This window comes from Lysobacter sp. DMC104 (assembly GCF_056313665.1).
In genome coordinates this window covers 461100-485460 of record NZ_JBQUZW010000001.1, presented here as the reverse complement: position 1 = coordinate 485460, position 24361 = coordinate 461100, and the positions used below count along the sequence as shown (strand labels likewise).

The 24361-nt window shown below is 70.3% G+C and carries 22 protein-coding genes; 3 read left to right on the top strand and 19 right to left on the bottom strand.

Annotated elements, in window-relative coordinates:
* Positions 1 to 130 precede the first annotated feature (130 nt).
* The 7 genes from rseP to ACT53R_RS02255 all read right to left on the bottom strand — a co-directional run bounded on the left by rseP (position 131) and on the right by ACT53R_RS02255 (position 8198).
* Positions 131 to 1513, bottom strand: coding sequence for an RIP metalloprotease RseP (gene rseP, locus ACT53R_RS02285; RefSeq protein WP_476170205.1), 1383 nt, complete (start codon positions 1511 to 1513; stop codon positions 131 to 133).
* Positions 1510 to 2682 carry a 1-deoxy-D-xylulose-5-phosphate reductoisomerase gene (locus tag ACT53R_RS02280; RefSeq protein WP_476170204.1) on the bottom strand — a complete coding sequence of 391 codons (1173 nt, stop codon included), beginning with the start codon at positions 2680 to 2682 and terminating at the stop codon, positions 1510 to 1512. Before ACT53R_RS02280 ends, rseP begins: the two co-directional genes overlap by 4 nt.
* 76 nt (positions 2683 to 2758) lie before the next feature.
* Positions 2759 to 3625 carry a phosphatidate cytidylyltransferase gene (locus tag ACT53R_RS02275; protein ID WP_476170203.1) on the bottom strand — a complete coding sequence of 289 codons (867 nt, stop codon included), beginning with the start codon at positions 3623 to 3625 and terminating at the stop codon, positions 2759 to 2761.
* The gene (uppS, locus tag ACT53R_RS02270; RefSeq protein ID WP_476170202.1) at positions 3622 to 4401 is read right to left on the bottom strand and encodes a polyprenyl diphosphate synthase; all 780 of its coding nucleotides are present in this window, start codon (positions 4399 to 4401) and stop codon (positions 3622 to 3624) included. Before uppS ends, ACT53R_RS02275 begins: the two co-directional genes overlap by 4 nt.
* A gap of 11 nt (positions 4402 to 4412) precedes the next feature.
* Positions 4413 to 4970: a ribosome recycling factor gene (gene frr, locus ACT53R_RS02265; protein ID WP_476170201.1), complete on the bottom strand. Its 558-nt coding sequence runs from the start codon at positions 4968 to 4970 to the stop codon at positions 4413 to 4415.
* A gap of 114 nt (positions 4971 to 5084) precedes the next feature.
* Positions 5085 to 6128: a cation diffusion facilitator family transporter gene (locus tag ACT53R_RS02260; protein ID WP_476170200.1), complete on the bottom strand. Its 1044-nt coding sequence runs from the start codon at positions 6126 to 6128 to the stop codon at positions 5085 to 5087.
* Between the two features lie 78 nt (positions 6129 to 6206).
* Positions 6207 to 8198, bottom strand: coding sequence for a peptide MFS transporter (locus tag ACT53R_RS02255; protein ID WP_476170199.1), 1992 nt, complete (start codon positions 8196 to 8198; stop codon positions 6207 to 6209).
* Between the two features lie 154 nt (positions 8199 to 8352).
* On the opposite strand from ACT53R_RS02255, the gene ACT53R_RS02250 reads away from it, so the two are divergent.
* A complete protein-coding gene (locus tag ACT53R_RS02250) occupies positions 8353 to 10449 on the top strand; it encodes a S9 family peptidase (RefSeq protein WP_476170198.1) in 2097 nt (698 codons plus the stop codon).
* A 73-nt stretch (positions 10450 to 10522) separates the two neighbouring features.
* Here ACT53R_RS02250 and modB read toward each other — a convergent pair whose 3' ends face one another.
* The 12 genes from modB to ACT53R_RS02190 all read right to left on the bottom strand — a co-directional run bounded on the left by modB (position 10523) and on the right by ACT53R_RS02190 (position 22560).
* Positions 10523 to 11212, bottom strand: a complete 690-nt coding sequence (gene modB / locus ACT53R_RS02245) for a molybdate ABC transporter permease subunit (RefSeq protein WP_476170197.1) — start codon at positions 11210 to 11212, stop codon at positions 10523 to 10525.
* Between the two features lies 1 nt (position 11213).
* Positions 11214 to 11993, bottom strand: a complete 780-nt coding sequence (gene modA / locus ACT53R_RS02240; RefSeq protein ID WP_476170196.1) for a molybdate ABC transporter substrate-binding protein — start codon at positions 11991 to 11993, stop codon at positions 11214 to 11216.
* A 71-nt stretch (positions 11994 to 12064) separates the two neighbouring features.
* Entirely contained in the window at positions 12065 to 12277 is a 213-nt protein-coding gene (locus ACT53R_RS02235) for a YbdD/YjiX family protein (RefSeq protein ID WP_476170195.1), read from the bottom strand.
* Complete coding sequence (locus ACT53R_RS02230) at positions 12252 to 14309, bottom strand: carbon starvation CstA family protein (protein ID WP_476170194.1); 2058 nt, start codon at positions 14307 to 14309, stop codon at positions 12252 to 12254. Before ACT53R_RS02230 ends, ACT53R_RS02235 begins: the two co-directional genes overlap by 26 nt.
* A 251-nt stretch (positions 14310 to 14560) precedes the next feature.
* Complete coding sequence (locus tag ACT53R_RS02225) at positions 14561 to 14959, bottom strand: endonuclease domain-containing protein (protein ID WP_476170193.1); 399 nt, start codon at positions 14957 to 14959, stop codon at positions 14561 to 14563.
* 148 nt (positions 14960 to 15107) lie between these two features.
* Positions 15108 to 16124 carry a magnesium/cobalt transporter CorA gene (gene corA / locus ACT53R_RS02220; RefSeq protein ID WP_476170319.1) on the bottom strand — a complete coding sequence of 339 codons (1017 nt, stop codon included), beginning with the start codon at positions 16122 to 16124 and terminating at the stop codon, positions 15108 to 15110.
* Positions 16125 to 16165: 41 nt separating this feature from the next.
* Positions 16166 to 17398: a lipoprotein N-acyltransferase Lnb domain-containing protein gene (locus ACT53R_RS02215; RefSeq protein WP_476170192.1), complete on the bottom strand. Its 1233-nt coding sequence runs from the start codon at positions 17396 to 17398 to the stop codon at positions 16166 to 16168.
* A gap of 102 nt (positions 17399 to 17500) precedes the next feature.
* Entirely contained in the window at positions 17501 to 18733 is a 1233-nt protein-coding gene (locus ACT53R_RS02210) for a hypothetical protein (protein ID WP_476170191.1), read from the bottom strand.
* A 413-nt stretch (positions 18734 to 19146) separates the two neighbouring features.
* Positions 19147 to 20031 carry an HlyC/CorC family transporter gene (locus tag ACT53R_RS02205; RefSeq protein ID WP_476170190.1) on the bottom strand — a complete coding sequence of 295 codons (885 nt, stop codon included), beginning with the start codon at positions 20029 to 20031 and terminating at the stop codon, positions 19147 to 19149.
* 86 nt (positions 20032 to 20117) lie between these two features.
* Positions 20118 to 20609, bottom strand: a complete 492-nt coding sequence (ybeY, locus tag ACT53R_RS02200; protein WP_476170189.1) for an rRNA maturation RNase YbeY — start codon at positions 20607 to 20609, stop codon at positions 20118 to 20120.
* Positions 20606 to 21559, bottom strand: coding sequence for a hypothetical protein (locus tag ACT53R_RS02195; protein WP_476170188.1), 954 nt, complete (start codon positions 21557 to 21559; stop codon positions 20606 to 20608). Before ACT53R_RS02195 ends, ybeY begins: the two co-directional genes overlap by 4 nt.
* The gene (locus ACT53R_RS02190; protein ID WP_476170187.1) at positions 21556 to 22560 is read right to left on the bottom strand and encodes a PhoH family protein; all 1005 of its coding nucleotides are present in this window, start codon (positions 22558 to 22560) and stop codon (positions 21556 to 21558) included. Before ACT53R_RS02190 ends, ACT53R_RS02195 begins: the two co-directional genes overlap by 4 nt.
* Positions 22561 to 22661: 101 nt before the next feature.
* On the opposite strand from ACT53R_RS02190, the gene ACT53R_RS02185 reads away from it, so the two are divergent.
* On the top strand, positions 22662 to 23345 hold the full coding sequence (locus ACT53R_RS02185; RefSeq protein ID WP_476170186.1) for a TetR/AcrR family transcriptional regulator: 684 nt from the start codon (positions 22662 to 22664) through the stop codon (positions 23343 to 23345).
* Positions 23342 to 24322 carry an HlyD family secretion protein gene (locus ACT53R_RS02180; protein WP_476170185.1) on the top strand — a complete coding sequence of 327 codons (981 nt, stop codon included), beginning with the start codon at positions 23342 to 23344 and terminating at the stop codon, positions 24320 to 24322. The genes ACT53R_RS02185 and ACT53R_RS02180 overlap by 4 nt, the downstream gene beginning before the upstream one ends.
* Positions 24323 to 24361 lie beyond the last annotated feature (39 nt).

Below are 24361 nucleotides of genomic sequence, written 5' to 3'. Positions count from 1 at the left end.
ACATCCGGTAAATGGGTGCGGTGGAGCGGTGGCGGAATGTGGAGCGAAGCGGAGCGGTGGCCGGTCCCGGGCCGTCAGCTCGCCGGCCCGGCGTCGAGGGACGGCGGGCGGCGGTCCGGATTGGCGGAAGTCATCGAATCAGCCCCTGAAGGTCGTTGTAGAACGCCAGGCCCATGAGTCCCAACAGCAGGGCGAGCCCCACATATTGACCGGCGGCCATGGCACGATCGCTTAACGGTCCGCCTTTGAGCAACTCGATAAGGTAATACAGCAGGTGCCCGCCATCCAAGACCGGGACCGGCAGCAGGTTGAGCACGCCGAGGCTCAGACTGAGCAGGGCGAGCAGGCTGAGGTACCACGCGAGACCGTTCTTGGCGTAGGCATTGGCCGCCCGGGCGATGCCGATCGGGCCGGACACCGTGTTCTGGACCGCCAGCCGGCCGTCGAAGGCGCGCTTGAACATGCCGAACAGTTCGCCGATCTGGAACTTCGTTTCGCGGAAGGCGGCCGGGACGGCCTCGATCGGGCCGTAGCGCAACAGGGCGTCCTTGGGCGCCTTGGCGACGTCCCGGGCCGCGCCGATGCCCAGTTGCCAGGCTTGGCCGCCACCGGCTTCCTTCGGGCGGGCACCCCAGCGGGGCGCGAGGGTCACGGTGCGGCGGGCGCCGTCGCGCTCGATCTCGACCGGGCCGCCGCCGGCTTCGCCCAGCCGGGCAACGAGGGGGGGCAGGTCGGCCCACAGCGCCACCGGCGTGCCGCCGACGGCGACGATGCGGTCGCCCGGCTTCAGCACGCCGTCGGCCGCGCCGCCCGGCGCGACCGAGTCGACCAGCGGCACCTGCATCTGGTGCCGGGGCAGGATGCCGATGTGGCTGGCGGCCACGTCCAGGTCGTTGCCGGCCGGGAGCTTCGAGAAATCGAGGGTGCGGACGGCGGTGGCGCCCCCGGCCGTGCGGATCTTGACCGGCGTGGGCCCGTGGTCGATGGCGGCGGTCAGCAGCGCCATGCTGGCCTCGGTCCAGGTCGGCGTCTCGCGGTCGCCGATCGCCAGCAGGGTGTCGCCGCGCTTGAGGCCGGCGGCCGCGGCGATGCCTTCGGCCTGACCGACCACCGGGGCATAGTCGGGGCGGCCGATGACGAACATCAGCCACAGCAGGGCGACACAGAGCACGAGGTTGGCGAACGGGCCGGCGAAGCTGATCAGCATGCGCTGGCCGACCGGCTTGTGGTCGTGCGACTCGCTGCGTTCGGCCTCGGACACCGGGGTCTTGCGGTCGACGAGGTCGTGCTCGCCCAGCATCCGCACGTACCCGCCCAGCGGGATCGCGGCGATGGCCCACTCGGTGCCGTGTTTGTCCTTGCGCATCCACAGCGGCTTGCCGAAGCCGATCGAGAACCGCAGCACGCGCACGCCGCACCAGCGGGCGGCGGCGTAGTGGCCGAGTTCGTGGATGGTCACGAGCACGCCGAGGGCGACGATCAGCCACCAGGCGGAGCCGAAGAAATCGTTCATGCGTGCGCCTCGCGGGCGATCGCCGTACGGGTGGCCGCGCGCGCGGCGGCGTCGGCGGCGAGCAGGGCGTCGAGCGATCCGGCAGCGGCGTGCGGCATGCGGTGCAGGGCGTCTTCGACGAGTGCGGGAATGGACAGGAAACCGATCCGGCCCTGAAGAAAGGCTGAAACGGCCTCCTCGTTGGCGGCGTTGAGGACCGCCGTCGCGGCGCCGCCCGCGGCCAGCGCGTCGTAGGCCAGGCGCAGGCAAGGGAAGGCGTCGGTGTCGGGCGCCTCGAAGTCGAGCCGCCCCTGTGCCAGCAGGTCCAGCGATTCCACGCCGGACACGATGCGTTCCGGCCAGCCGAAGCCCACCGCCAGCGCGGTGCGCATGTCCGGCAGGCCCAACTGGGCGAGGGTGGAACCGTCGATGAACTCGACCAGCGAGTGCACCAGGCTCTGCGGGTGCACCAGCACCCCGATGCGCTCGCCGGGCAGCCCGAACAGGTGGTGCGCCTCGATCACCTCGAGGCCCTTGTTCATCAGCGTGGCCGAGTCGACCGAGATCTTCGGGCCCATCGACCACTTCGGATGCGCCACCGCCTGCGCCGGGGTGACGCCGGCCAGTTCGGCGCGGGTGCGGCCGCGGAACGGGCCGCCCGAGGCGGTCAGCCGGATCCGCGCCAGCCCGGCGTGGGCCTCGGCGTTCGGCAGGCACTGGAAGATCGCGTTGTGTTCGCTGTCGATCGGCACGATGGTCGCGCCGTGGGCGCGGACCGCGGCCATCAGCAGGTCGCCGGCCAGCACCAGCGACTCCTTGTTCGCCAGCAGCAGGCGCTTGCCGGCGCGGGCCGCGGCGAGGGTCGAGGACAGCCCGGCCGCGCCGACGATCGCCGCCACCACCGTGTCGCTGCCGGCGTCGGCGGCAAGGGCGTCGATCGCTTCGGCGCCGGCGTGGGCTTCGGTGGACAGGCCTGCGTCGCGCAGGCCGTCGCGCAGGGCGGGGTAGGCGGCCGGATCGGCGACGGCCGCGTGGGCCGGGCGATGCCGGCGGCACAGTTCGACCAGCGCGGCAGCGTTGGCGCCGGCGACCAGTGCCTCGGCGCGGAGGCGGTCGGGGTGGCGGGCGATGACGTCCAGCGCGGACGTGCCGATCGAGCCGGTGGCGCCGAACACGGCGACCCGCTTCATCGGCGAGCTCCGGTGTGGCGTGCGGGCATGGCGGGGAAGCGCATGGTGACGTTGGACCGTGGCGCGGTCATGGCGTTCAGAACCCGAACAGCAGCTTGCCCAGCGCGAACACGGGCAGCGCTGCGAGCTGGCTGTCGATGCGGTCGAGCACGCCGCCGTGGCCTGGGATCAGATTGCTGGAATCCTTGGCCCCGACGTGGCGCTTGAGCAGGCTCTCGAACAGGTCGCCGACCACCGAGAACAGGATGGTCCACAGCGCGACGATGGCGACGTACGGCAGCTGGCCGAGGGTGGCGCCGGCGAACGGTGCGGCGCCCACTGCCAGCACCATGCCTGCGACCAGACCGCCGAACAGGCCCTCGATGGTCTTGTTCGGGCTGACTCGCGGCGCGAGCTTGTTGCGGCCGAAGGCGCGGCCGGCGAAGTAGGCGCCGGTGTCGGCCGCCCAGACGATCGCCAGCGCCAGCAGCAGCCAGCGGTGGCCGCCGGGGATGCCCGTGGTCACCGGCGGCGCGCCGACCTGGCCGGCGTGGATCAGCACCAGCGCGCACCAGGCCGGGATGATGCTCAGCGTCGCCGCTGCCAGCTTGAACATGCGGGCGTGGGTGTCGTGGTCGGAGGCGAATTCGTAGCGACGCAGCCACAGCAGCGCCAGCAGCCACCAGATCCCGCCCAGCAGCACCGCGATCTTGAACAGGATGAACGAGCCGCCGCTGTTCGAGCGCGACGCCCAGACCAGCGCGACCATCACCAGCAGGTTGACCAGCACCAGCACGCCGCGGGCGATCGTGTCCTCGATCTCGGTCAGTCGCAGCCATTCCCACAGTCCGATCAGGAAGGCGGCGGCGGCGAGCACCGCCAGCCACGGCGTGGGCAGCAGCAGCACGGCGGCGATCGCCAGCGGGGCCATGACCAGCGCGGCCAGGAGGCGGGTCCGGGTCATGCTTCGGTCCTGTCGGGAAAGGGAGAGGGCGGCCGGGCCGCGTCGGGAGCGACCTGGGCGCTGGTCAGGCCGAAGCGGCGCTCGCGGCTGCCGAAGTCGGCCAGGGCGCGGTCCAGCGTGGCCTCGTCGAGGTCGGGCCACAGCAGATCGGTGAACCACAGCTCGGTGTAGGCCAGCTGCCACAGCAGGAAGTTGCTGATGCGGTGGTCGCCGCCGGTGCGGATGAACAGATCCGGCGGCGGCAGCTCGGCCAGCGCCATGAAGCGACCGACCGTGGCCTCGTCGATGTCGGCGACGGCCAGCCGCCCGGCCGCGACCTCCGCGGCGATGGCGCGCGCGGCATGGGCGATGTCCTGGCGGCCGCCGTAGCTGGCGGCGACGGTCAGGTGCAGGGCGTCGTTGCCGGCGGTGCGGGCCTCGGCTTCGGCCATCCGCGTCAGGATGTCCGGCGCGAAGCGCTCGCGCTCGCCGATGAAGCGCAGGCGCACGCCGCGGCGGTGCAGTTCCTCGACCTCGCGCTCCAGCGCGTTGAGGAACAGCTTCATCAGCGCGCCGACCTCGTCCTCCGGGCGGCCCCAGTTCTCGCTGGAGAACGCGAACAGGGTCAGCGCCCCGACGCCGCGGCGCAGGCACCAGTCGATGCAGAGGTTGACCGCCCGGGCGCCGGCGCGATGGCCCAGCACACGCGGACGGCGGCGGCGCTCGGCCCAGCGGCCGTTGCCGTCCATGATGACGGCGAGATGGCGCGGGATGCCGGGCTGCGGCGGCGAAGACATGCCGGCAGGCCTCAGACGGCCATCAGTTCCTGTTCTTTCGCCTTGACGACCTCGTCGACGTCCTTGATCGCCTTGTCGGTCAGCTGCTGGATGTCCTGCTCGCTGCGGCGCTCTTCGTCTTCCGTGATCTTCTTGTCCTTCAGCAGTTCCTTGACGTGCTGGTTGGCGTCGCGGCGGATGTTGCGGATCGCGACCTTGGTGTCCTCGCCCTCGGCGTGCACGTGCTTGGACAGCTCGCGGCGGCGCTCCTCGGTGAGCGGCGGCAGGTTGATGCGGATCACGGTGCCGGCGGTGTTCGGGGTCAGGCCCAGGTCGGAGGCGTAGATCGCCTTCTCGACCGCGGCGACCATCTGCTTCTCCCACGGGGTGATCGTGAGCGAGCGGGCATCGGCGACCGCGATGCTGGCCACTTGCGACAGCGGCATGTCCGAGCCGTAGTAGTTCACCTTGAGGTGCTCGACCAGCGACGGCGAGGCGCGGCCGGTGCGGACCTTCGTCAGGCTGTGGCGCAGGGATTCCACGCTTTTCGCCATGCGGGCCTGCGTGTCTTTCTTGATGTCGTTGAGCATGCCGGTTCCTGGTATCGGTCTGGTGGTGGCCGCGCGGGACGCTGGTGCGGCCGGAACGCCAAGACCGGCGATTATATGCGATGCCGCCCGGGCGCCGGTCCGGGCCGGTTGCGGTCAGGGCGTCCGCGCGGGGACGGCGTCGCCGTGGGGCGCCCGGCCACCGCAGTCGTGGCCGCAACGCGTGCCGTGCTCGATCTGCAGGGTCGGATGGTTGATGCCGAAGCGTTCGTCCAGCGTATGGTGCAGTGCATCGAGGAAGACGTCGTGGTCGTCCGCCGCGGCGCGGACCAGATGTGCGGTCATCGCGATCTCGCCTGCGCCCAGCGACCAGATGTGCAGGTGATGCACGGCGCTCACCCCTGGCTGCGCGGCGAGGAAGGCCTCGACCTCGGCCCGGTCCAGCCCGCGCGGCACCGCGTCCATCGCGGCGTCGAACGCATCGCGCAGCAGCCGGAACGAGCCGACCGCCACCACGAGCGCGACCAGTGCCGCGGTCGCCGGGTCCAGCCAGCGCCAGTCCAGCCACAGCATGCCCGCGCCGGCCAGCACCGCGGCCAGCGACACCGCGGCGTCGGCCATCAGGTGCAGGAAGGCGCCGCGGCGGTTGAGGTCGTGCGCGTGCGCATGACCGCCATGCACGAACCACGCCGCGCCGAGGTTGACCGCGATGCCGATCGCCGCCACCACCATCACCGGCACGCCGGGGATTTCCGGCGGCGCGGCGAAGCGGCGCAGGGCTTCCCAGCCCAGCGCGCCGCTGAAACCGACCAGCAGCAGCGCGTTGCCCAGCGGCGAGAGCAGGGTGGCGCGGCGCCAGCCGTAGGTGTGGCGGGCCGTCGGCGCGCGCCGGGCCATCGCCATGGCGCCCCACGCCAGCGCCAGCCCCAGCACGTCGCCGAGGTTGTGCACGGCGTCGGAGAGCAGGGCCAGCGAATCGGTCGCGAAGCCGTAGCCGGCTTCCAGCGCGGTGTAGGCGAGGTTGATCAGCGTCGCGAACGCGAACGCGCGGGTGCCCGAGGCGATCCCGTGGGTGTGCCCGCCCGGGCCATGCGCATGGTCGTGGTCGCGGTGGCGATCCTCGTGGCCGTGGCCATGCGGATGATCGTCGTTGTGGTCATGCGCGTGGTCATGACCGTCGTGGGCGTGCGGGAACGTCATGGCGCGATTCTCACACGCACGCCGAAGTGGACACTATCCGCCCCGGCGCCATGGCTTAATCCGCCCCGGCGCCATGGCTCACTTGACCCCGTGCATCATCCGCCGCAGCAGCGGCGAGGCCGCGAACGCGACCACCGCGCACCCGATCCCCATCCACATCAGCAGCCAGAACAGGTCGGCGTACTTCGCGCCGGCCACGGCCATGTCGATGGCGGTGCCCTCGGGGACGTCCAGTGCCGCGAGCTTGCCCAGCAGCGCGGCCAGCGTTTCCGAGAACGCCGTCGCCAGGAACCACGTGCCCATCATCAGGCTGACCACGCGCGGCACCGACAACTGCGTCACCGCCGACAGCCCGACCGGCTGCAGGCACATCTCGCCGATCTCCAGGATCAGGTAGGCCAGCACCAGCCACCACACCGTGGCCATCTCCCCGCTCGCGCCGGCCTGCTGCGCCGCCAGCGCCAGCGGCACGAAGCTCAGGCCGCCGAACAGCAGCCCGAAGGCGGATTTCGTCGGCTTCGACGGGTCGAGGCCGCGCTTGTCCAGCCACGTCCACACCACCGAGAACAGCGGCGCCAGCAGCACGATGAACAGTGCGCCGAGGTAGGTCAGCGAGCCCGCGGTCTGCGGCAGCACCAGCGCGTCGCGCAGCAGGAACACCAGCATCAGCAGCATCGCCGCGCCGAATAGCCACTTCGGCGCGGTCGAGGCGGCGTTGCGGTCCGACAGCGACGCGGACACCATGAACGCCAGCGGCGCCATCAGCAGCGAAATGATCGACCACGGTGCGCTGCCGAGGAACGTCGACAGGTCGGAGACGAATCCGCCGCTCCAGTCCAGCGTCGGTGTCGGCTGCACCAGCTTCGGCACGATGTCCTTGGTCAGCATGCGCTCGGTGAAGGTCACCCACGAGCCGTAGGTCTGCTCGTACAGCGTGTAGAACACGAGTGCGGCGAAGATCAGCGCCATCATCGCGCCCATGCGTTGCGCCTCGACGCGCGAGCAGTGGCGGGTGACGAACCAGACGTACCAGAAGCCCACCAGCAGGAACACGACCGACATCAGGATCAGCGCCAGGGTCGATTCCTCGATGAAGAACGCGAGCACGCCGGCGTTGGCCGACAGCCAGATCGTGCCCAGTCCGAGCAGCGCGAACACTGCCATCGACGGCGCATAGGCAAGCATCGGTTTCGGCGCGGCGTCGTCGCGGCGCGCGGACTGCCACATCGACCAGACGATGCCGGCCAGCGCCATCACCACGATGCCGAAGGTCCAGCGCACGAGGTCCGGACCGAGCTTGATCACGGTGACGGCCTGCATCAGCCACGCCACCGCGAACACCGCGGCCAGCGCAATGGCATAAATGCCGAATTCGCGGCCCTTCGCCAGCGGCGCCGGCGGCCCGCCGATGCCGCGCAGGTACTTGCGGCCCCACAGGAACTGCACCAGGCCCAGCACCATGCCGATGCCCGCGGCGCCGAAGCCGTAGCTCCAGCCGAAGGTCTGGCCGAGGTAGCCGCAGACGATCGACGCGAACAGCGCGCCGAGGTTGATGCCGGCGACGAACAGCGAGAAGCCGGAGTCGCGGCGCGGATCGTCCTCGCGGTACAGCCGGCCGACGATCGTCGACACGTTCGGCTTGAGGAAGCCCACCCCCATGATGATCAGGGCCAGCGAGAGGTACATCGCGCGCAGCGCGCCGTCGTCGCGGGTGACGACGCCGTTCGCGACCGTGGCGGCGTGGCCTTCGTAACTCATGCCCGCGTGGCCCAGCACCAGCAGCAGGCCGCCGAAGATCACCGCGCGGCGCATGCCGAGGAAGCGGTCGGCGAGCATGCCGCCGAACACCGGCACGCAGTAGACCAGGCCGCCGTAGGCGCCGAGCAGGTCGAGACCGGCGCGGTCGCCGAACTTGTGGTGCTGCAGCAGGAACAGCAGCAGCAGCGCCTTCATGCCGTAGAAGGAGAAGCGCTCCCACATCTCGGTGAAGAAGCAGACGTAGACGCCCTTGGGATGCCCGAACAGCTCGTCGGAGGACGGCACGGCGGCGGTGGCGGCGGTGGACGACAAGGCGGACTCCGGGGCGTGCGGGCGACGGGGGAGTATAGCCGCCGGCCCGCGGGCGCCCCGTTCATGCACAACGGTCGCGCCCCTGCCTTTCGGGCTATGCCGGTCCGGGGCGTCCGGCCTACCATCGCGTGTTGACCTCACCCAGGACGCCACGATGTCCCCGAACCGCCTTTCCCTCTGCCTCGCCCTTGTCCTCGCGCCGCTGGCCGCGCATGCCGCCGCGCCCGCGGGCGAAGCCGCCCGCGGGTTCCAGCCGCGCGACATGGCCACGCTCGACCGCTATTCGTCGCCGACGCTTTCGCCCGACGGCCGCCTGCTGGTGTTCGCCAAGCGCGTGGTCGATTTCGACGCCAACAAGGGCAGCACCGGGCTGTGGATCGAGAACCTCGTCGCCCGCGACGCGGCGCCGCCCAAGCGGCTCACGCCCGAAGGCTGGAACGTGAATTCGCCGTCGTTCTCCAACGACGGCAAGACCGTGTACTTCCTCAGCGCGAAGTCGGGCAGCCAGCAGCTGTACGCGATTCCCGCCGCCGGCGGCGCGCCGAAGCAGGTCACCGAGCTGCCGCTGGACGTCGGTACGTACAAGTTCTCGCCCGACGGCAAGCAGGTCGCGCTGGGCCTCGAAACCTATCCCGACTGCGCCGGCGATCTCGATTGCACGAAGCAGAAGGCGGACGCGGCCGGCAAGCGCAAGACCACCGGCGTGGTGTTCGACCGCATGTTCATCCGCCACTGGGATGCGTGGAACGAAGGCAAGCTCAACCGGATCTTCGTTGCGCCGACGGGCGACGCCACCATCAAGACCGCCACGCTGGTCGGCGCCGACGTGATCGGCGACGTGCCGTCGAAGCCGTTCGGGGGCGACGACGAATTCACCTGGTCGCCCGACGGCACGTCGCTGGTGCTGTCGGCGCGCAAGGCCGATCGCACCGAGCCGTGGAGCACCAACTTCGACCTGTACCTCGTCTCCGCCGATGGCAAGGGCGCGGCGCGCAACCTGACCGAAGCGAACAAGGCCTGGGACACCGGCCCGGTGTTCTCCGCCGACGGCAAGACGCTGTACTACCGCGCGATGGCGCGTCCCGGTTTCGAGGCCGACCGTTTCGCGCTGATGGCGATGGATCTGGCGTCGGGCAAGACTCGCGAGATCGCTTCGAAGTGGGACGCCTCCGCGGACGGCATCACGCTCTCGGCCGACGGCCAGTCGATCTACACCACCGCGCAGGAACTCGGCCGCCATCCGCTGTTCTCGGTGTCGCTGGAGAACGGCGAAGTGACTTCGATCTGGAAGGAGGGCTCGGTGTCGTCGTTCGCGCTGGCCGGCGGCACGCTGGCGATCGCGTCGAACTCGCTGAAGAGCGGTGACGTCATCCGCACCACCACCGCCGACGGCAAGGGCAAGGCGCGCGCGATCACCCCGACCGCCGGCGAGATGCTGCCGGCGGTGCGCTTCGGCGACTACGAGCAGTTCGCCTTCCCTGGCTGGAACGACGAGACCGTGCACGGCTACGTGGTCAAGCCGTGGAATTACGAGGCCGGCAAGAAGTATCCGGTCGCGTTCCTCATCCACGGCGGTCCGCAGGGCAGTTTCGGCGACGGTTGGAGCTACCGCTGGAACCCGCAGACCTACGCGGGCCAGGGCTACGCGGTGGTGATGATCGATTTCCACGGCTCGACCGGTTACGGCCAGAAATTCACCGACGCGATCAGCCAGCACTGGGGCGACCGCCCGCTGGAAGACCTGCAGAAGGGCTGGGACGCGGCGCTGAAGAAGTACGCGTTCCTCGACGGCGGCCGCGCCTGCGCGCTCGGCGCCAGCTACGGCGGTTTCATGGTCAACTGGATCGCCGGCAACTGGTTCAATACTGATGGAAGCTCGCCGTGGAAGTGCCTGGTCAGCCACGATGGCGTGTTCGACCAGCGCATGATGGGCTACGCCACCGAGGAACTGTGGTTCACCGAGTGGGAGCAGGGCGGCACCCCGTTCGAGGTCGCGCAGAACTACGAGAAGTTCAACCCGGTCGACCACGTGTCGAAGTGGAAGGTGCCGATGCTGGTGATCCACGGCCAGCAGGATTTCCGCATCCCGGTCGAGCAGGGCATCGGCGTGTTCACCGCGCTGCAGCGCCAGGGCATCGAGTCGAAGTTCCTGTACTTCCCCGATGAGAACCACTGGGTGCTGAAGCCGCAGAACAGCGTGCAGTGGCACGAGACGGTCAACGGCTGGCTGAAGCAGCACATCGGCAACTGACGCAGCAGTGGTGCACGAAAGCGAAGCCCCGGTGATGCCGGGGCTTCGTCGTTTCAGGCGTTGCGCGTGGCGCTCACTCCGACGGCCGTCGATACGCCGAGCGCCGCACCATCCATTCCGACAGCAGCAGCGCGCCGAACGCCAGCGCCAGCGACACCGCGGCGAGGCGCAGCATGCCGTCGCCGCCGTCGGGGCGTTCGATCAGCGTGTACATCGCCAGCGCGATCGTGCGCGTCTCGCCGGGGATGTTCGACACGAAGCTGATCGTCGCGCCGAATTCGCCCAGCGCCTTCGCGAAGGCGAGGCTCATGCCCGCGATGAGGCCGGGCAGGCTCAGCGGCAGCGTCACCTGCCGGAACGCCGCCCACGGCCGCGCGCCCAGGCCTGACGCGGCTTCGTGCACCTCGCGCGGGATCGCTTCCATCGACAGCCGGATCGCGCGCACGAACAGCGGGAACGCCATTGCCGCGGCGGCGATCACCGCGCCGGTCCAGCGGAACGCGAAGGTCACGCCGAACCACGCATACAGCCAATGCCCGATCACGCCCTGCCGGCCCAGCAGCACCAGCAGCACGTAGCCGGTCAGCACCGGCGGCATCAGCAGCGGCAAGTGGATCAGCGCATCGAGCAGCGCCTTGCCGCGGAAGCGTCCGCGTGCCAGCACGTGCGCGGCGAGCACCGCGAACGGCAGCGACACCGCGACCGCCAGCGCCGCCACGCGCAGGCTGAGCAGGATCGCCGAGGTTTCCTCCGGCGCGAACACGTCAGGGCGCGGTGAAGCCGGCGCGCGCGAACGCGGCCTGCGCCTCGCGCCCGCGCAGGTAGGCGAGGAAGCCGGCGCTGCGGCGCGCGTCGGCGGTGCGCACGCGGGCGGCCGGGTAGACGATGCGCGGATGCGTGCGCGCGGGGAAGGTCGCGACCACGCGCACGCGCGGCTCGGCGCGCGCATCGGTGGCGTAGACGATGCCCAGCGGCGCCTCGCCGCGCGCGACGAAGGCCAGCGCGCCGCGCACGTTGTCGCTCTCGGCGAGATGCGCGGACACGGTCGTCCAGAGGTCGAGCGCGGTGAGTGCCGCGCGGCCGTAGCGACCGGCCGGGACGGTGGTCGTTTCCGCCATCGCCAGCCGGCCGCTGCCGAGTGCTTGTACCAGCCCGCGCTTCGTCAGCGCGACCGTGCGCGGGCCGCCGTCCACCGGCGCGACCAGCACCAGCCGGTTGCCGACGAGGTCGAAGCGCGTCGCGGGATCGATCGTGCCCTGTGCCAGCAGCGTGTCCATCCACTGTTCGTCGGCGGAGACGAACACGTCCGCCGGCGCGCCCTGCGCGATCTGCTTCGCCAGCGTGGCACTGCCGGCGTAGCTGATCCTCACGACCTGCCCGCTGCGCTTCGTCCACGCCGCGGCGACGTCGTCCAGGCTGCCCTGCAGGCTGGCGGCGGCGAAGACGAGGATCGGTGCCGGCGCGGGTTTCGCCGGTGCGGCGATGGCCGCCGAGGCGACCACCAGCATGAACGACGACAGCAGGAGGGCGATCAGGCGAAACATGCGGATCGGCGGCGGGGCGGGCGGTCCAGCCTACACCAGCGGCACGACCGCCCGTGCTTCGAGGGCTGCGCTCAGCAGCAGCGCGAGCTTCCGCGCCCGTAGCGCGCCTGCACGCGATCGGCGAAGAACGCCTCGCGGGTCATCGGCACGCGGTCCGGATGGCGTCGGCGCAGGTGCGCGACGTAAAGGTCGTAGTCCGGCACGCCGACGATCAGCCGGCCGGTCTGCACCAGCCAGCGCCACGCCGCGCGCAGCCCGTCAGCTAACGGCGTCGAACGCGACATGGGGCGTCTCCTGCACGCTCGGTTCTGCCTGCCGGCGCGCCGCCAGCGCCGCGCGCAGGCCCAGCAGCAGCATCAGCACGACCACGCTCATGAACAGCACGCACAGCGCGGCGTCGAGCTGGTTGTTGAACACGATCCGGTGCATGTCCTGCATGGATTTCGCGGGCGCGACCAGTTCGCCCTTCGCCAGCGCGTCCCCGTACTTGCGCGCGTTGGCGAGGAAGCCGATCTTCGGATCGTCGTGGAACAGCTTCTGCCAGCCCGCGGTCATCGTGCAGACCAGCAGCCAGGTCGTCGGCAGCAGCGCCACCCACAGGAATTTCTCGCGCTTCATCTTCACCAGCGCCACGCAGACGAAGATCATCGCCATGCCGGCGAGCATCTGGTTGGCGATGCCGAACAGCGGCCACAGCGTGTTGATGCCACCCAGCGGATCGACCACGCCCTGGTAGAGGAACCAGCCCCAGCCCGCGACCGCCAGCCCGGTGCAGACGAGGTTCGCGGTCCAGCTCTCGGTGCGGCGGAACGGCGCGTAGGCCACGCCGATCACTTCCTGGATCATGAAGCGCGCCACGCGCGTGCCGGCGTCGATCGTGGTGAGGATGAACAGCGCCTCGAACAGGATCGCGTAGTGGTACCAGAACGCCAGCATGCCGTCGCCGCCGAACAGGCCGTGCAGGATCTGCGCCATGCCCACCGCCAGCGTCGGCGCGCCGCCGGCGCGCGACAGCACGGTGGTCTCGCCGATCTCGCGCGCGGCCGCGGTCAGCGCGTCGGGCGTGATCGTGAAGCCCCAAGCCGAGATCGCCTGCGCCGCGGATTCGGGCGTCGTGCCGATCAGCGCCGCCGGCGCATTCAGTGCGAAGTACAGGCCCGGGTCGAGCACGCAGGCTGCGATCAGCGCCATCACCGCCACGAACGACTCCATCAGCATGCCGCCGTAGCCGATCAGGCGCGCGTCGCGCTCATTCTCCAGCATCTTCGGCGTGGTGCCGCTGCTGATCAGCGCGTGGAAACCCGAGATCGCGCCGCAGGCGATCGTGATGAACAGGAACGGGAAGAGCTTGCCCGCGAACACCGGGCCGGTGCCGTCGGCGAAGCGGGTGACCGCCGGCATGCGCAGGTCGGGCAGGGCAACGCAGATCGCCACCGCCAGCAGTACCACGGTGCCGATCTTCAGGAACGTGCTGAGGTAGTCGCGCGGCGCCAGCAGCAGCCACACCGGCAGCACCGCGGCCACGAAACCGTAGCCGATCAGCATCCACGCCAGCGCCTTGCCGTCGAAGGTGAACAACGTCGCCCACTCCGGAGACGCCGCGACGCGGCCGCCCAGCCAGATCGAGAGCAGCAGCAGCGCGAGGCCGATCAGCGAGACTTCGAGGATGCGGCCCGGCCGCAGCCAGCGCAGCCATACGCCCATCAGCAGCGCGATCGGGATGGTCGCCGCCACGGTGAACGTGCCCCACGGGCTGGTCGCCAGCGCCTTCACCACCACCAGGCCCAGCACCGCGAGCAGGATCACCATGATCGCGAGGATGCCGACCATCGCCACCAGCCCGGCGGCGTGGCCGAGTTCGCTGCGGATCATGTCGCCCAGCGAGCGCCCGTCGCGGCGCACCGACAGGAACAGCACCAGGAAGTCCTGCACTGCGCCGGCCAGCACCACGCCGAACAGGATCCACAGCATCCCCGGCAGGTAGCCCATCTGCGCCGCCAGCACCGGCCCGACCAGTGGACCCGCGCCGGCGATCGCCGCGAAATGGTGGCCGAACAGCACGCGCTTGTCGGTCGGCACGTAGTCCAGACCGTCGTTGCGTCGCCACGCCGGCGTCGCCCGTGTCGGGTCCAGCCGCAGGGCGTGATCGGCGATGTACTTCGAGTAGAACCGGTAGCCGATCGCGAACACCGACAGCGCCGCCGCCAGGATCCAGAACGCGCTGATCGTCTCGCCGCGCGACAGCGCGACCGTGCCCAGCGCGAACGCGCCGAACACCGACACCGCGCCCCAGCCCATCATCTTCATCGCCGTCATCGTTGCGTCCCCGCTCACGTCGCATGCCCGGTCGCCGCGACCGTGCGCGCAGGGTGTCGCCGAACCGGCCCGCGGTCAATGCGCGGTGCGGCAAGGCGGGTGCCTGCCGCCGCTTCGCCCCTCATCCGGCCTTCGGCCACCTTCTCCCCGCGGGCGGGGAGAAGGAACGCCGGCGACGCTGCGCCCATGCCGCGGCGTGCTTGTTTTACGCAGTCGGTGTCACGGTTCGTCTTTTCTTCAAACACTTGGTGTCACCTTTCTTCTTCCCTCTCCCCGCTCGCGGGGAGAGGGTGCCCGAAGGGTGGGTGAGGGGCGGCGAGTGCGGTCGAGATGGCCGTCAGGACGTCGTCCATCCGGAGCAGGACGTCGTCGTTCCAGAAGCGGATCACGCGGAATCCCTGCGTCTCCAGCCAGCGCGTGCGCGCATCGTCGTACGCTGCGCGATCAAGATGCTGGCTACCATCGACTTCCACGATCAGCCTGGCTTCCAGACAGACGAAATCCGCGACGAAGCGGCCGATGCGACGCTGTCGACGGAACTTGCGGTCGAGCAGGCGACGATCGCGCAGGCGCTGCCACAGCACGTGTTCGGCGTCGGTCCGATACCGGCGCAGGGTGCGTTCGCGATCATGGGGGCGGGAGCCGCGCATGGGCATCTTCCGGATGGAGGCCGGAAGGATGCGGGGGTGGACGATGCGCGGGGATCGGGATTGTCCGAATGCGATGTCGGCGAACGGCGCGGCGTGCGGGAGTCCCGTACCGATCGATGAGCGGAGGCAGGTTGCGAGCGTCTCCGCCCTACAACCACTTCACCTTCTTCAGGTAGCGGTACAGCACGATGCAGACCACCGCGACCACGAGGATCATCACCGCATAGCCGTGGCGGGTGTGGATCTCGGGCATGAACTCGAAGTTCATGCCGTACCAGCTCGCGAGCAGCGTGGGCACCGCGAGCAGGCCGGCCCAGCCGGCGAGTTTCTTGACGACTTCGCCCTGGTGGATGGCGACCATCGACAGGTTGACGCTGAGCGCGGCGCCGAGCATCTCGCGCAGGGTGTCGATGCCGTCGTTGACGCGCACCACGTGGTCGAGCACGTCGCGCAGGTAGAGCTTGGCCTCGTCGGAGAACAGCGCCATCGGGCTGCGGCTGAGCTGCGCCAGGATGTCCTGCAGCGGCGCGACGGCGAGCCGCAGCTGGGTCAGCTCCTTCTTCAGTTCGTACAGCTTGACGATGGTGTCCTTGCGCCAGGTCTCGGCGAAGATCTCGTGTTCGAGGTCGTTCAGTTCGTCGCGGAAGTCGTTGACGATGGGCTGGTAGTTGTCGACGATGAAATCGAGGATGCCGTACAGCGCGAATGCCGGGCCCTGCGCCAGCAGCTCGGGCTCGCGCTCGAAGCGGTCGCGCACCAGCCGGTACGACAGCGACGCACCGTGGCGCACGGTCACCAGGAAGCGCGGGCCGATGAAGACGTGGGTCTCGCCGAAGCGCACGTGGCCTTCGACCAGTTGCGCGGTGTGCACGGCGATGAACAGCGACTTGCCGTAGGCCTCGATCTTCGGACGCTGGTGCGCGTGGTGCGCGTCCTCGATCGCGAGGTCGTGCAGGCCGAATTCTTCCTGCAGCTTGTCGAGCAGCGATTCCTCGGGCTCGTACAGACCGACCCAGATGAAGCTGCCGTCGTCGACCGCGAGCACGTCGCTGATGTCGTCCAGGCCGATGTCCGTGCGTGCGCCTTCGCGGTACACGGCGCAATTGACCACGCAGGCCGGTAGCGAGGGAGCGGGGGCGGAGGACGGCGTCTGCATGCGCGGCATCGTGCCGCGATCGGTCGGCATCGGCAAGCCGCGGGGCGGGATCAGGCTGCGGTCGGCGTGCGGCCGGCGCCGCGCCACAGCGCAAGGTGGATCGGCAGCAGCAGCGCGATCCAGTGCGCGTCGGCCTGCGGCGGATTGGTCAGCCAGTAGACGAACACCGCCAGTGCGGCGGCGACGGCATGCAGCAGCAGCACGCCGCGGAACAGCCGTCCCGGTGCCCGCCCGCGCAGGCCGCGCCAGAGGCCGGGCAGCAGCAGCCACGCCGTCGGCATGAACAGCAGCAGGTTGCGGTTGGCCCAGGTGAAGCGGTGTTCGGTGCCGACCCACAGCAGCAGCATCACGCTGCCCAGCAGCGCTGCCGCGCCCCAGAAGAGGCCGGCGATCGCCAGCGCCGTGCGCGGGGCGCGCGCATGCAGCAGGCGCCATGCGAGCCCGATCCCCAGCCCGGCCAGCAGCCATGGCGACCACGGTTGCGGCTGTTCGCCGGGCTCGGGCGCGATGCGGTGCGGCGTGACCTCTTCCTCCGCGGTCACCAGCGGGCGGCCGTCGGGCAGACGCGCCTCGCGCAGGCCCTCGGCCAGGCGCATCGGCACGTAGGCCTCTTCCCACAGCGACATCGGTGCATCGGCCGCCGGCCCGAGGCCGACGTCGAAGCCCCAGCGCATCCACCACGCCGGCCGCGCGAGGCGCACCGCTTCGCTGCGATAGGTGTTGCCGCGCGAACGCGACGTCAGCTGCCGGCGCAGGTCGCCGCCCAGCGCGCGATCGACGGCGTCGCGCACGCGGGTGGCGCAGTTGTCGGTGAAGTATTCGTAGCGGTAGCGCGCGTTCTGCGGCTGTGCGTTCTCCGCCAGCGCGCGGGCCATGGCCTCCGCCTGTGCGGGCGCGAGGTCCAGCCACTGGATGCGCACGCCGCGACCGGTCTCGCGGTAGTAGCGCAGGTCCTGGTTCCACGGCAGTTCGGCGAGCCGGTACACCATGTCGCCGTGGATGAAATTCCCGACGAAACCGGGTTCGCCCGGATCGAAGATGCCGAAGTTGTACGAGACCGGTTCGGCGCCGGGGTACTCGACCACGATGGCGTTGTGGCCGAAGCGCTCGAAGAAGATTTCGCCCGGCAGCATCGTGGCCACGCCGATGCGCGGCGCGGACGGCGCGGCCCAGGCGATCGCGGACAGACCGATGAACAACAGGCCGAGCAGGGCGCGCAGGATGCATCGCGGGCGGCGATGCGCCACGTCGATGCGCGGCAGGCAGGGGCGGGTGGCGATCATGGCTGCGCACTATGCCACGCGCCGCGCCGGCTGCGGCCTGCGGCGAAACGGCCGTCGTCGCGAGGCCCGCAGGCGATCGCGGCGACGGCCCGGTTCACGCGATCACAACTGGCCGTTGCGCCACGCCTGGTTCAGCTGCGCCAGCGTCACGCGGACGTTTTCGAGGCTGCCGACCGCTATGTAGGTCGTGTAGGTCAGCGTGGTACCCGCGGCGACCGCGCCGGTGCGGTAGACCGCGTTCCACTTCATCGTCGCGTTGCTCTCGATCGACGACGGGAAGCGGAACTGGCCATAGCCGGTGCCGGGGAATTGCGGCTGCGGCAGCGAGGGCGACCACACGCCCATCGCATGGCTGCCGCTCGGGGTCGACAGCACCAGTGGCTTGTTCTGTTCGCCCATCGGCAGCGAGGGCGACAGCTGCGTCAGCGACTGCGTGGCGTCGGTGTAGGTGTAGAACGCGGTCATGTCGCCGGTGAGGTAGCCGGTGGGCGCCTCGATGGTCAGGCTGTTCACCGCCTCCGGCACTTGGATCCGGGTGACGAAGCGGATCGCGTGGCGCATGCCGGGCAGCCCGACCTGCACGTCGGTGTACGTGCGGTAGTTCGAGCGCGTCGTGGTGTTGATGACCGCGCCACAGTGCGGGTCGGTGGTGAACGGCGCCAGCCAGAACGCCGGCAGCGTCTGCGTCGACAGCTGGCTCGACGCCACCGATGCCGCCTCCAGCAGGCTGCTCGTGCCGGTGCTCAGGCCGTCGGGCCCGCTGCCGGAGAGGGTCGGGTTGTAGCACTCGCCGTAGCCGTTCTTCGACAGGGCCGGCTGCAGCTGGCGGCCGTGGTCGTAGGAGTTGATGAACTCCTTGCCGTTCCAGAACACGCTGTCGATCGCGCCGGCGACGCGTCGCGACGCCGTCACCGAAATGATGTCGTTGCGCGCCGTCCAGCGGTTATAGGCGCCGGTGGCTTCGTTCGGCCCGTATCCGGTACGGCCTTCGCCCACGCCGTAGACCAGGTAGTGACGCAGTGCCAGCGCGTAGTTGTTGCCGTAGGCGGCGCTCAGGTCGGCATAGCGGCCGAGGTACTGCGCGGAATGGAAATCGGGATGCGCCTGGCGCCCTTCGCAAAGCCCGTTGTTCCGCCAGTGGGTGCGCGCGCCGGCGGCGGAATTGATGCCCGCCGCGCCGAGGTCGGCGTTCTCGTTGAGGTAGTACTGCCAGTTGAAGACGCGGGCGTCGTAGAGGTCGACGCCGCTGGCGTCGTTCGGATTGCACGCGGCGGCGGCATGGCCGGCGGCGAGGAACAGGAGCGGGGCGATCAGCCTTGCGGTCGTTCTGTACACGGGGAACCTCCTTGTGGGGTGGGCGTCCGTCGCGACGCACGGCCCGTTCGGTCTCGTCCGATTGCACTACATGCCTTCCGCGACGGCCGGGCGAGCATAGAGCGTGTCATGCCCTTTTTCATGCACCGCGTTGCGCCCCCGGGCCGCCGAGGCAAGGTCCGCGGCGCCGCCTTGGCTGGTGGCCAAGGCAAGCTGGGGGCCACCGCATCGGTGGTCCGGGGGCGCAACCCATTGGGAAGCCCGTCCGCATCCGCGATCCGGCGTTGCGTCCCTTGCCAAGGCCACCGGCCTTGGCAGCAGGCCGCGCCTTGGCTCGCGCCCGCGGACGGGCTTCGCGGCGCATGAAAAAGGGCATGACACGCTCTAGCGCCACGGCCGTGCAGCTTCCGTGCGCGCGTGCGCACGGCGTGCGATCAGGTGCCGTGCACGCTCACGTGCAGCGTGTGCAGGCGACGCGCGTCCGCGCGTGCGACGCGGAAACCGAAGCGCGCCAGCGTGAGTTCCTCGCCGGCCTCCGGCAGGTGCCCGATGGCCGCGGTGACCAGGCCGCCGATGGTGTCGTACTCGTCGTCGGCGAAGTCGGCGCCGAAGCGTGCGTTGAAGTCGGCGATCGGCGTGAGCGCGTCGACCAGGTACTGGCCGTCGGCCTGCGCCGCGATCAGCGCGTTCGGGTCCTCGGCATCGTCGTGCTCGTCGTCGATCTCGCCGACGATCTGCTCCAGCACGTCCTCGATGGTGACGAGGCCCGAGACGCCGCCGTATTCGTCGATGACGATCGCCATGTGGTTGCGCGACTGGCGGAACTCGCGCAGCAGGATGTCCAGGCGCTTGGTCTCCGGCACCAGCACCGCCGGGCGCAGCAGTTCGCGCACGGTGCCCGGGCCGTCGTCGGCGACCACGCCGCGCAGCAGGTCCTTCGCCAGCAGGATGCCGAGGATCTCGTCCTTGTCCTCGCCGTGCACGGGGAAGCGCGAATGGCCGGATTCGACCACCTGCTTCATCAGCGGCACGAACTTGCCGTCGACCGGCAGCGCGACCATCTGCGCGCGGGGAACCATGATGTCGCCGACGGTGAGGTCGGAGATGGCCACGGCGCCTTCCATGATCCGCAGCGTGTCGGCGTCGATCACGCCGTCGGCCTGCACGTCGCGCAGCAGCTCGACCAGATCGTCCTGATTGTCGGGCTCGCCGGAGATCGCGGCGGTCAGGCGGGAGAACCAGGAGCGCCGCTTCTCGGGGGCCTTCTCCTGCGGTTTCGCGGCGCCTTCCGGCGCGCGGGTACTGTCGTCCTCGGACATCGTCGTCTTGGGGGCGCCCGTGCGGGCGGGTGGGGCAGTGTAACGCGTCCGGCCGGAGGGCGTCCCCCGCGCCCGGGCGCCGGCGGTCAGTCCTGCACGCGGTAAGGATCGTCGATGCCCAGCCCGGCCAGGATCTCGCGCTCCAGCCGCTCCATGCATTCGGCCTCGCGTTCGTCTTGGTGGTCCATGCCCAGCAGGTGCAGCACGCCGTGCACGGTCATGTGCGCGTAATGATGCGCGACCGGCTTGCCCTGTTCGGCGGCCTCGCGCGCCACCACCGGCGCGCACAGCACCAGGTCGCCCATCAGCGGCAGCGTCACGCCCTTCGGCAGCTTCACGCCTTCGGGCATTTCGCCCGGGAAGCTCAGCACGTTGGTCGCGTAGTCCTTGCCGCGGTAGTGGCGGTTGAGCGCGCGGCCTTCGTCCTCGCCGACGATGCGGATCGCGATGTCGGCCTCGCGGATGCGACCTTCGGCCGCCGCCGCGACCCAGCGACGGAAACTCGTCGCCGCCGGCACGCCGGCACGCGCGGTGGCGTAGCCGACGGCGACGTCGAGGCGGACGGGGCCGCGGGTCATGGCGTGCCGCCCCAGTCGGACGGGTCGTAGTCGATGACGAGGATCGTGGCGTCCTGCGGCTCGCTTGCGGCGGCCTTACCGGCGGAATCGAAGCATCGCTTCTCGCTCGCCGCCGCGATGCCGCCGATGATCTGCGTCATCATCGCGTCCTCGTCGCGCTGCTTCGGGTCGAGCGCGATGCGGACATGCGCGCATTCTCCGATGTTCGAGATGACGATGGCCGGCACGAGTTCGCGCATGGCGCGGTCGCCGAATGCGTCGAAGCCGGCCTGGTCGATCTGCGACTCCGCGGCGGAGACGCGGCCTTTGACGTAGTACAGCTGACGGTAGAAGAGATAGCCGCGCGAACGCATCGGCACCGGTTCATCCTGCGTCTCGACCGGCATGCGGTAGTGCAGGTCGATGCGACGGCCCGCGATCGGTTTCGGTCCGAGCATCGCATCGATCTTGGCGGCAAGTGCCGCATCGGCGTCCTCGGGTCCGGCCGTGCGGTCGTCGGCGGAGGCCTGCGGCGGCTGCGCCGGCTTGCGCGGCGCGGGCGGGGCCTCGAATCCAACCGGTTCGCCGAGCTGCAGGTCGCGGTAGAACCCGGCCTTAACCGCCGCGTCGAAGGTGTCGCGGAAGTCCGCCATGCCCCGTTGCATCGCGGTCTCGGGTGGCATCTCGCCTGCGGGGAACACGAACAGGTCGATCCGCAGTTCCGGGTGGCCGGAGAGGGCGTAACGCAATGCCGCGCCGGCACCCTTGTGCTTCGCGTCGTACTCCGTTTCGTCCAGCAGGAATTCCCCGACCTGCTTCGGTGCGGCGATGCGCGTCTGCTCGATGAAGGCGCGCGCCTGCGCTCGCGACACTGTCTTGTCGCGCACTTTCGCACTCGCCGACGTGCCGGTGATCAACAGACCGATCGCGAGGACGATCAGGGCGAAGCCGAAATGCGGGCGTGCGCTCATGCCTTGGCTTCCCCCGTCTTCGCCGCCTGCGCGTCGTATGCGCGCACGATCTTCGCCACGAGCGGGTGGCGCACCACGTCCTTCGCCTCGAAGAAGGTGAAGCTCACGCCCTCGACGTCGCGCAGCACCTCGATGGCGTCGCGCAGGCCGGATTTCACGGTCTTCGGCAGGTCGATCTGGCTGATGTCGCCGGTGACCACGGCGGTGCTGCCGAAACCGAGGCGGGTGAGGAACATCTTCATCTGCTCGACGGTGGTGTTCTGCGCCTCGTCGAGGATCACGAACGCGTCGTTGAGCGTGCGGCCGCGCATGTAGGCCAGCGGCGCGATCTCGATGACGTTCTTCTCCAGCAGCCGCGCCACCTTCTCCACGCCGAGCATCTCGTACAGCGCGTCGTACAGCGGGCGCAGGTAGGGGTCGACCTTCTGCGACAGGTCGCCGGGCAGGAAGCCCAGCTTTTCGCCGGCCTCCACCGCCGGGCGCACCAGGATGATGCGCTGGATGCGCGCGGTGTTCAGCGCTTCCACCGCCATCGCGACCGCGAGGAAGGTCTTGCCGGTGCCGGCCGGGCCGACGCCGAAGTTGATGTCGTGGGTGGCGATGGCGTGCAGGTATTTCTGCTGGTTCGCGCCGCGGCCGCGCACGGTGCCGCGCTTGACCTTCACCGCGACGTCCTGCGGCACGTGGCCGCTGTCGTCGCGGGCGGTGGCGTCCGCGGCCTCGTCGCCGCCGAGCCGCAGGTGGATGGCCGGGGCGTCGAACACGACGTCGGCGGCTTCCGCATAGAGCGCGCGCAGCAGCTTCTCGACGCCGGACACGACGGCCTCGTCGTCGCCGCTGACGCGGAAGACGTTGCCGCGGTTGGCGATCTCCACGCCGCGGCGCAGCTCGATCTGGCGCAGGTGGGCGTCGAAGGGGCCGGCGAGGTTGGCGAGGCGTTCGGGGTCGGCCGGGTCGAGCGCGAAATCGCGATGGTGCCTGTGGAGCGCTTGGGTCTGCATACGCCGCGCAGGTTAGCGCGGGGCGGGGGCGAGCGCCATGCGGGGACGCCGTTCGTCGGGTCGGGATCGACATTAATTAATCGATGAATTAATTATGGCACATGCCTGCCGATGCCCCTCCCGCCACGTCGTCGTCCCCGGCCCGCCGGGCCCGTCGGCGCGCGCCCGGCCGCCCCCCGGGAGACGGCGACGATCTGCGCGGCCGGCTGCTGGACGCCGCGGTCGGGCGTTTCGCCCGGCAGGGCATCGCCGGCAGTTCGCTGCGCGACATCGCCCGCGACGCCGGCACCACGCCGGCGTTGGTGCACTACTACTTCGGCAATCGCGATGCGCTGCTGGAGGCGGTGATCGAGGAACGCCTGATGCCGGTGATGCAGGCGCTGCGTGCGCCGCTGCTGACGGCCGGCGACGATCTCCGCGCCCTGGTGCACGGTTTCGTGCACGGCGTGCTGTCGATCGCCATGGCGCACCCGTGGCTGCCGCAGTTGTGGGTACGCGAAGTGCTGCACGAAGGTGGCGGCCTGCGCACGCTCATGTTCGATCGCATCGGCCCGTTGCTGCCGCAGTTGCTGGCCGCGCGCTTCGCGCAGGCGCAGGCGGCCGGGCAGCTGAATCCGCGCCTCGATCCGCGCCTGCTGGTGCCGTCGCTGGTGGGCCAGACGATGTTCCTCGCCGCCAGCGCGCCGATCTGGCGCGGCGTCTTCGGTGCGCAGGACATCGATGCAGACGCGCTCTGTACCCACGTCCTCGCCCTGCTCGAATCCGGTCTGGAGTTGCCCGCATGAACGTCCGCACGCGATCCCGTGCCTTTCCCGGCGTCGCCGGCCTGCTGCTCGCCGCTGCCGCCGCGCTCTCCGGCTGCACCGACGAGGGCACGCAGGTGCTCGGCACGCTCGAATACGACCGAATCACCCTGCCGGCGCCCGCGGCCGAGCGCATCGCCTCGGTGGCGGTGCACGAGGGCGAGCGGGTGAAGGCCGGCGCCGAGGTGATGACGCTGGAGACCACGCGCATCGCTGCGCAGACCGAGGCCGTGCGCGCACAGGCGCGGCAGCAGCGTGATGCGCTGGACGAACTGCAGGCGGGCACGCGCAGCGAGCAGGTCGCGCAGGCGCGGGCGCAACTGGCCGGCGCACAGGCGCAGGCGCGCGACGCGCAGGCCTATCTCGGTCGCGTCGAGCCGCTGGGCCGCCGGCAGCTGGTGGCGAAGGTCGAGGTCGACCGCGCCCGTGCCGCCGCGCAGAGCGCCGACGCGCAGGTGCGCGCGGCGCAGGCGCTGCTGGATGAACTTGAACACGGCGCGCGCCGCGAGCGCATCGCGCAGGCGCAGGCCGCGGTCGATGCTGCCGAGGCGCAGGCGTCGGCGCAGACGGTCACGCTGGACAAGCTGCGCATCGTCGCGCCGCGCGACGCCCGCATCGACAGCCTGCCGTACAAGCTCGGCGACCAGGCGCCGGTCGGCGCGCCGCTGGCGATCCTGCTGGTCGGCGATGCGCCATACGCGCGCGTCTACGTGCCGGAGCCGATGCGCGCGCACGTGAAGGTCGGCGATACCGCGAGCGTGCACGTCGACGGCGTCGACACGGCGTTGCCTGGGCACGTGCGCGCGATCCGCAGCGATCCCGCGTTCACGCCGTACTACGCGCTGAGCGGCAAGGACGCGGCGCGGCTGAGCTACCTCGCCGAGATCACGCTCGACGGCGGCGCCGACCTGCCTGCGGGCGTGCCGGTGCAGGTGGAATTCGCGGCGAAGGCGAAATGAGCGCATGAACGCGCATTCCGCCCATTCGGTCGACTTCGA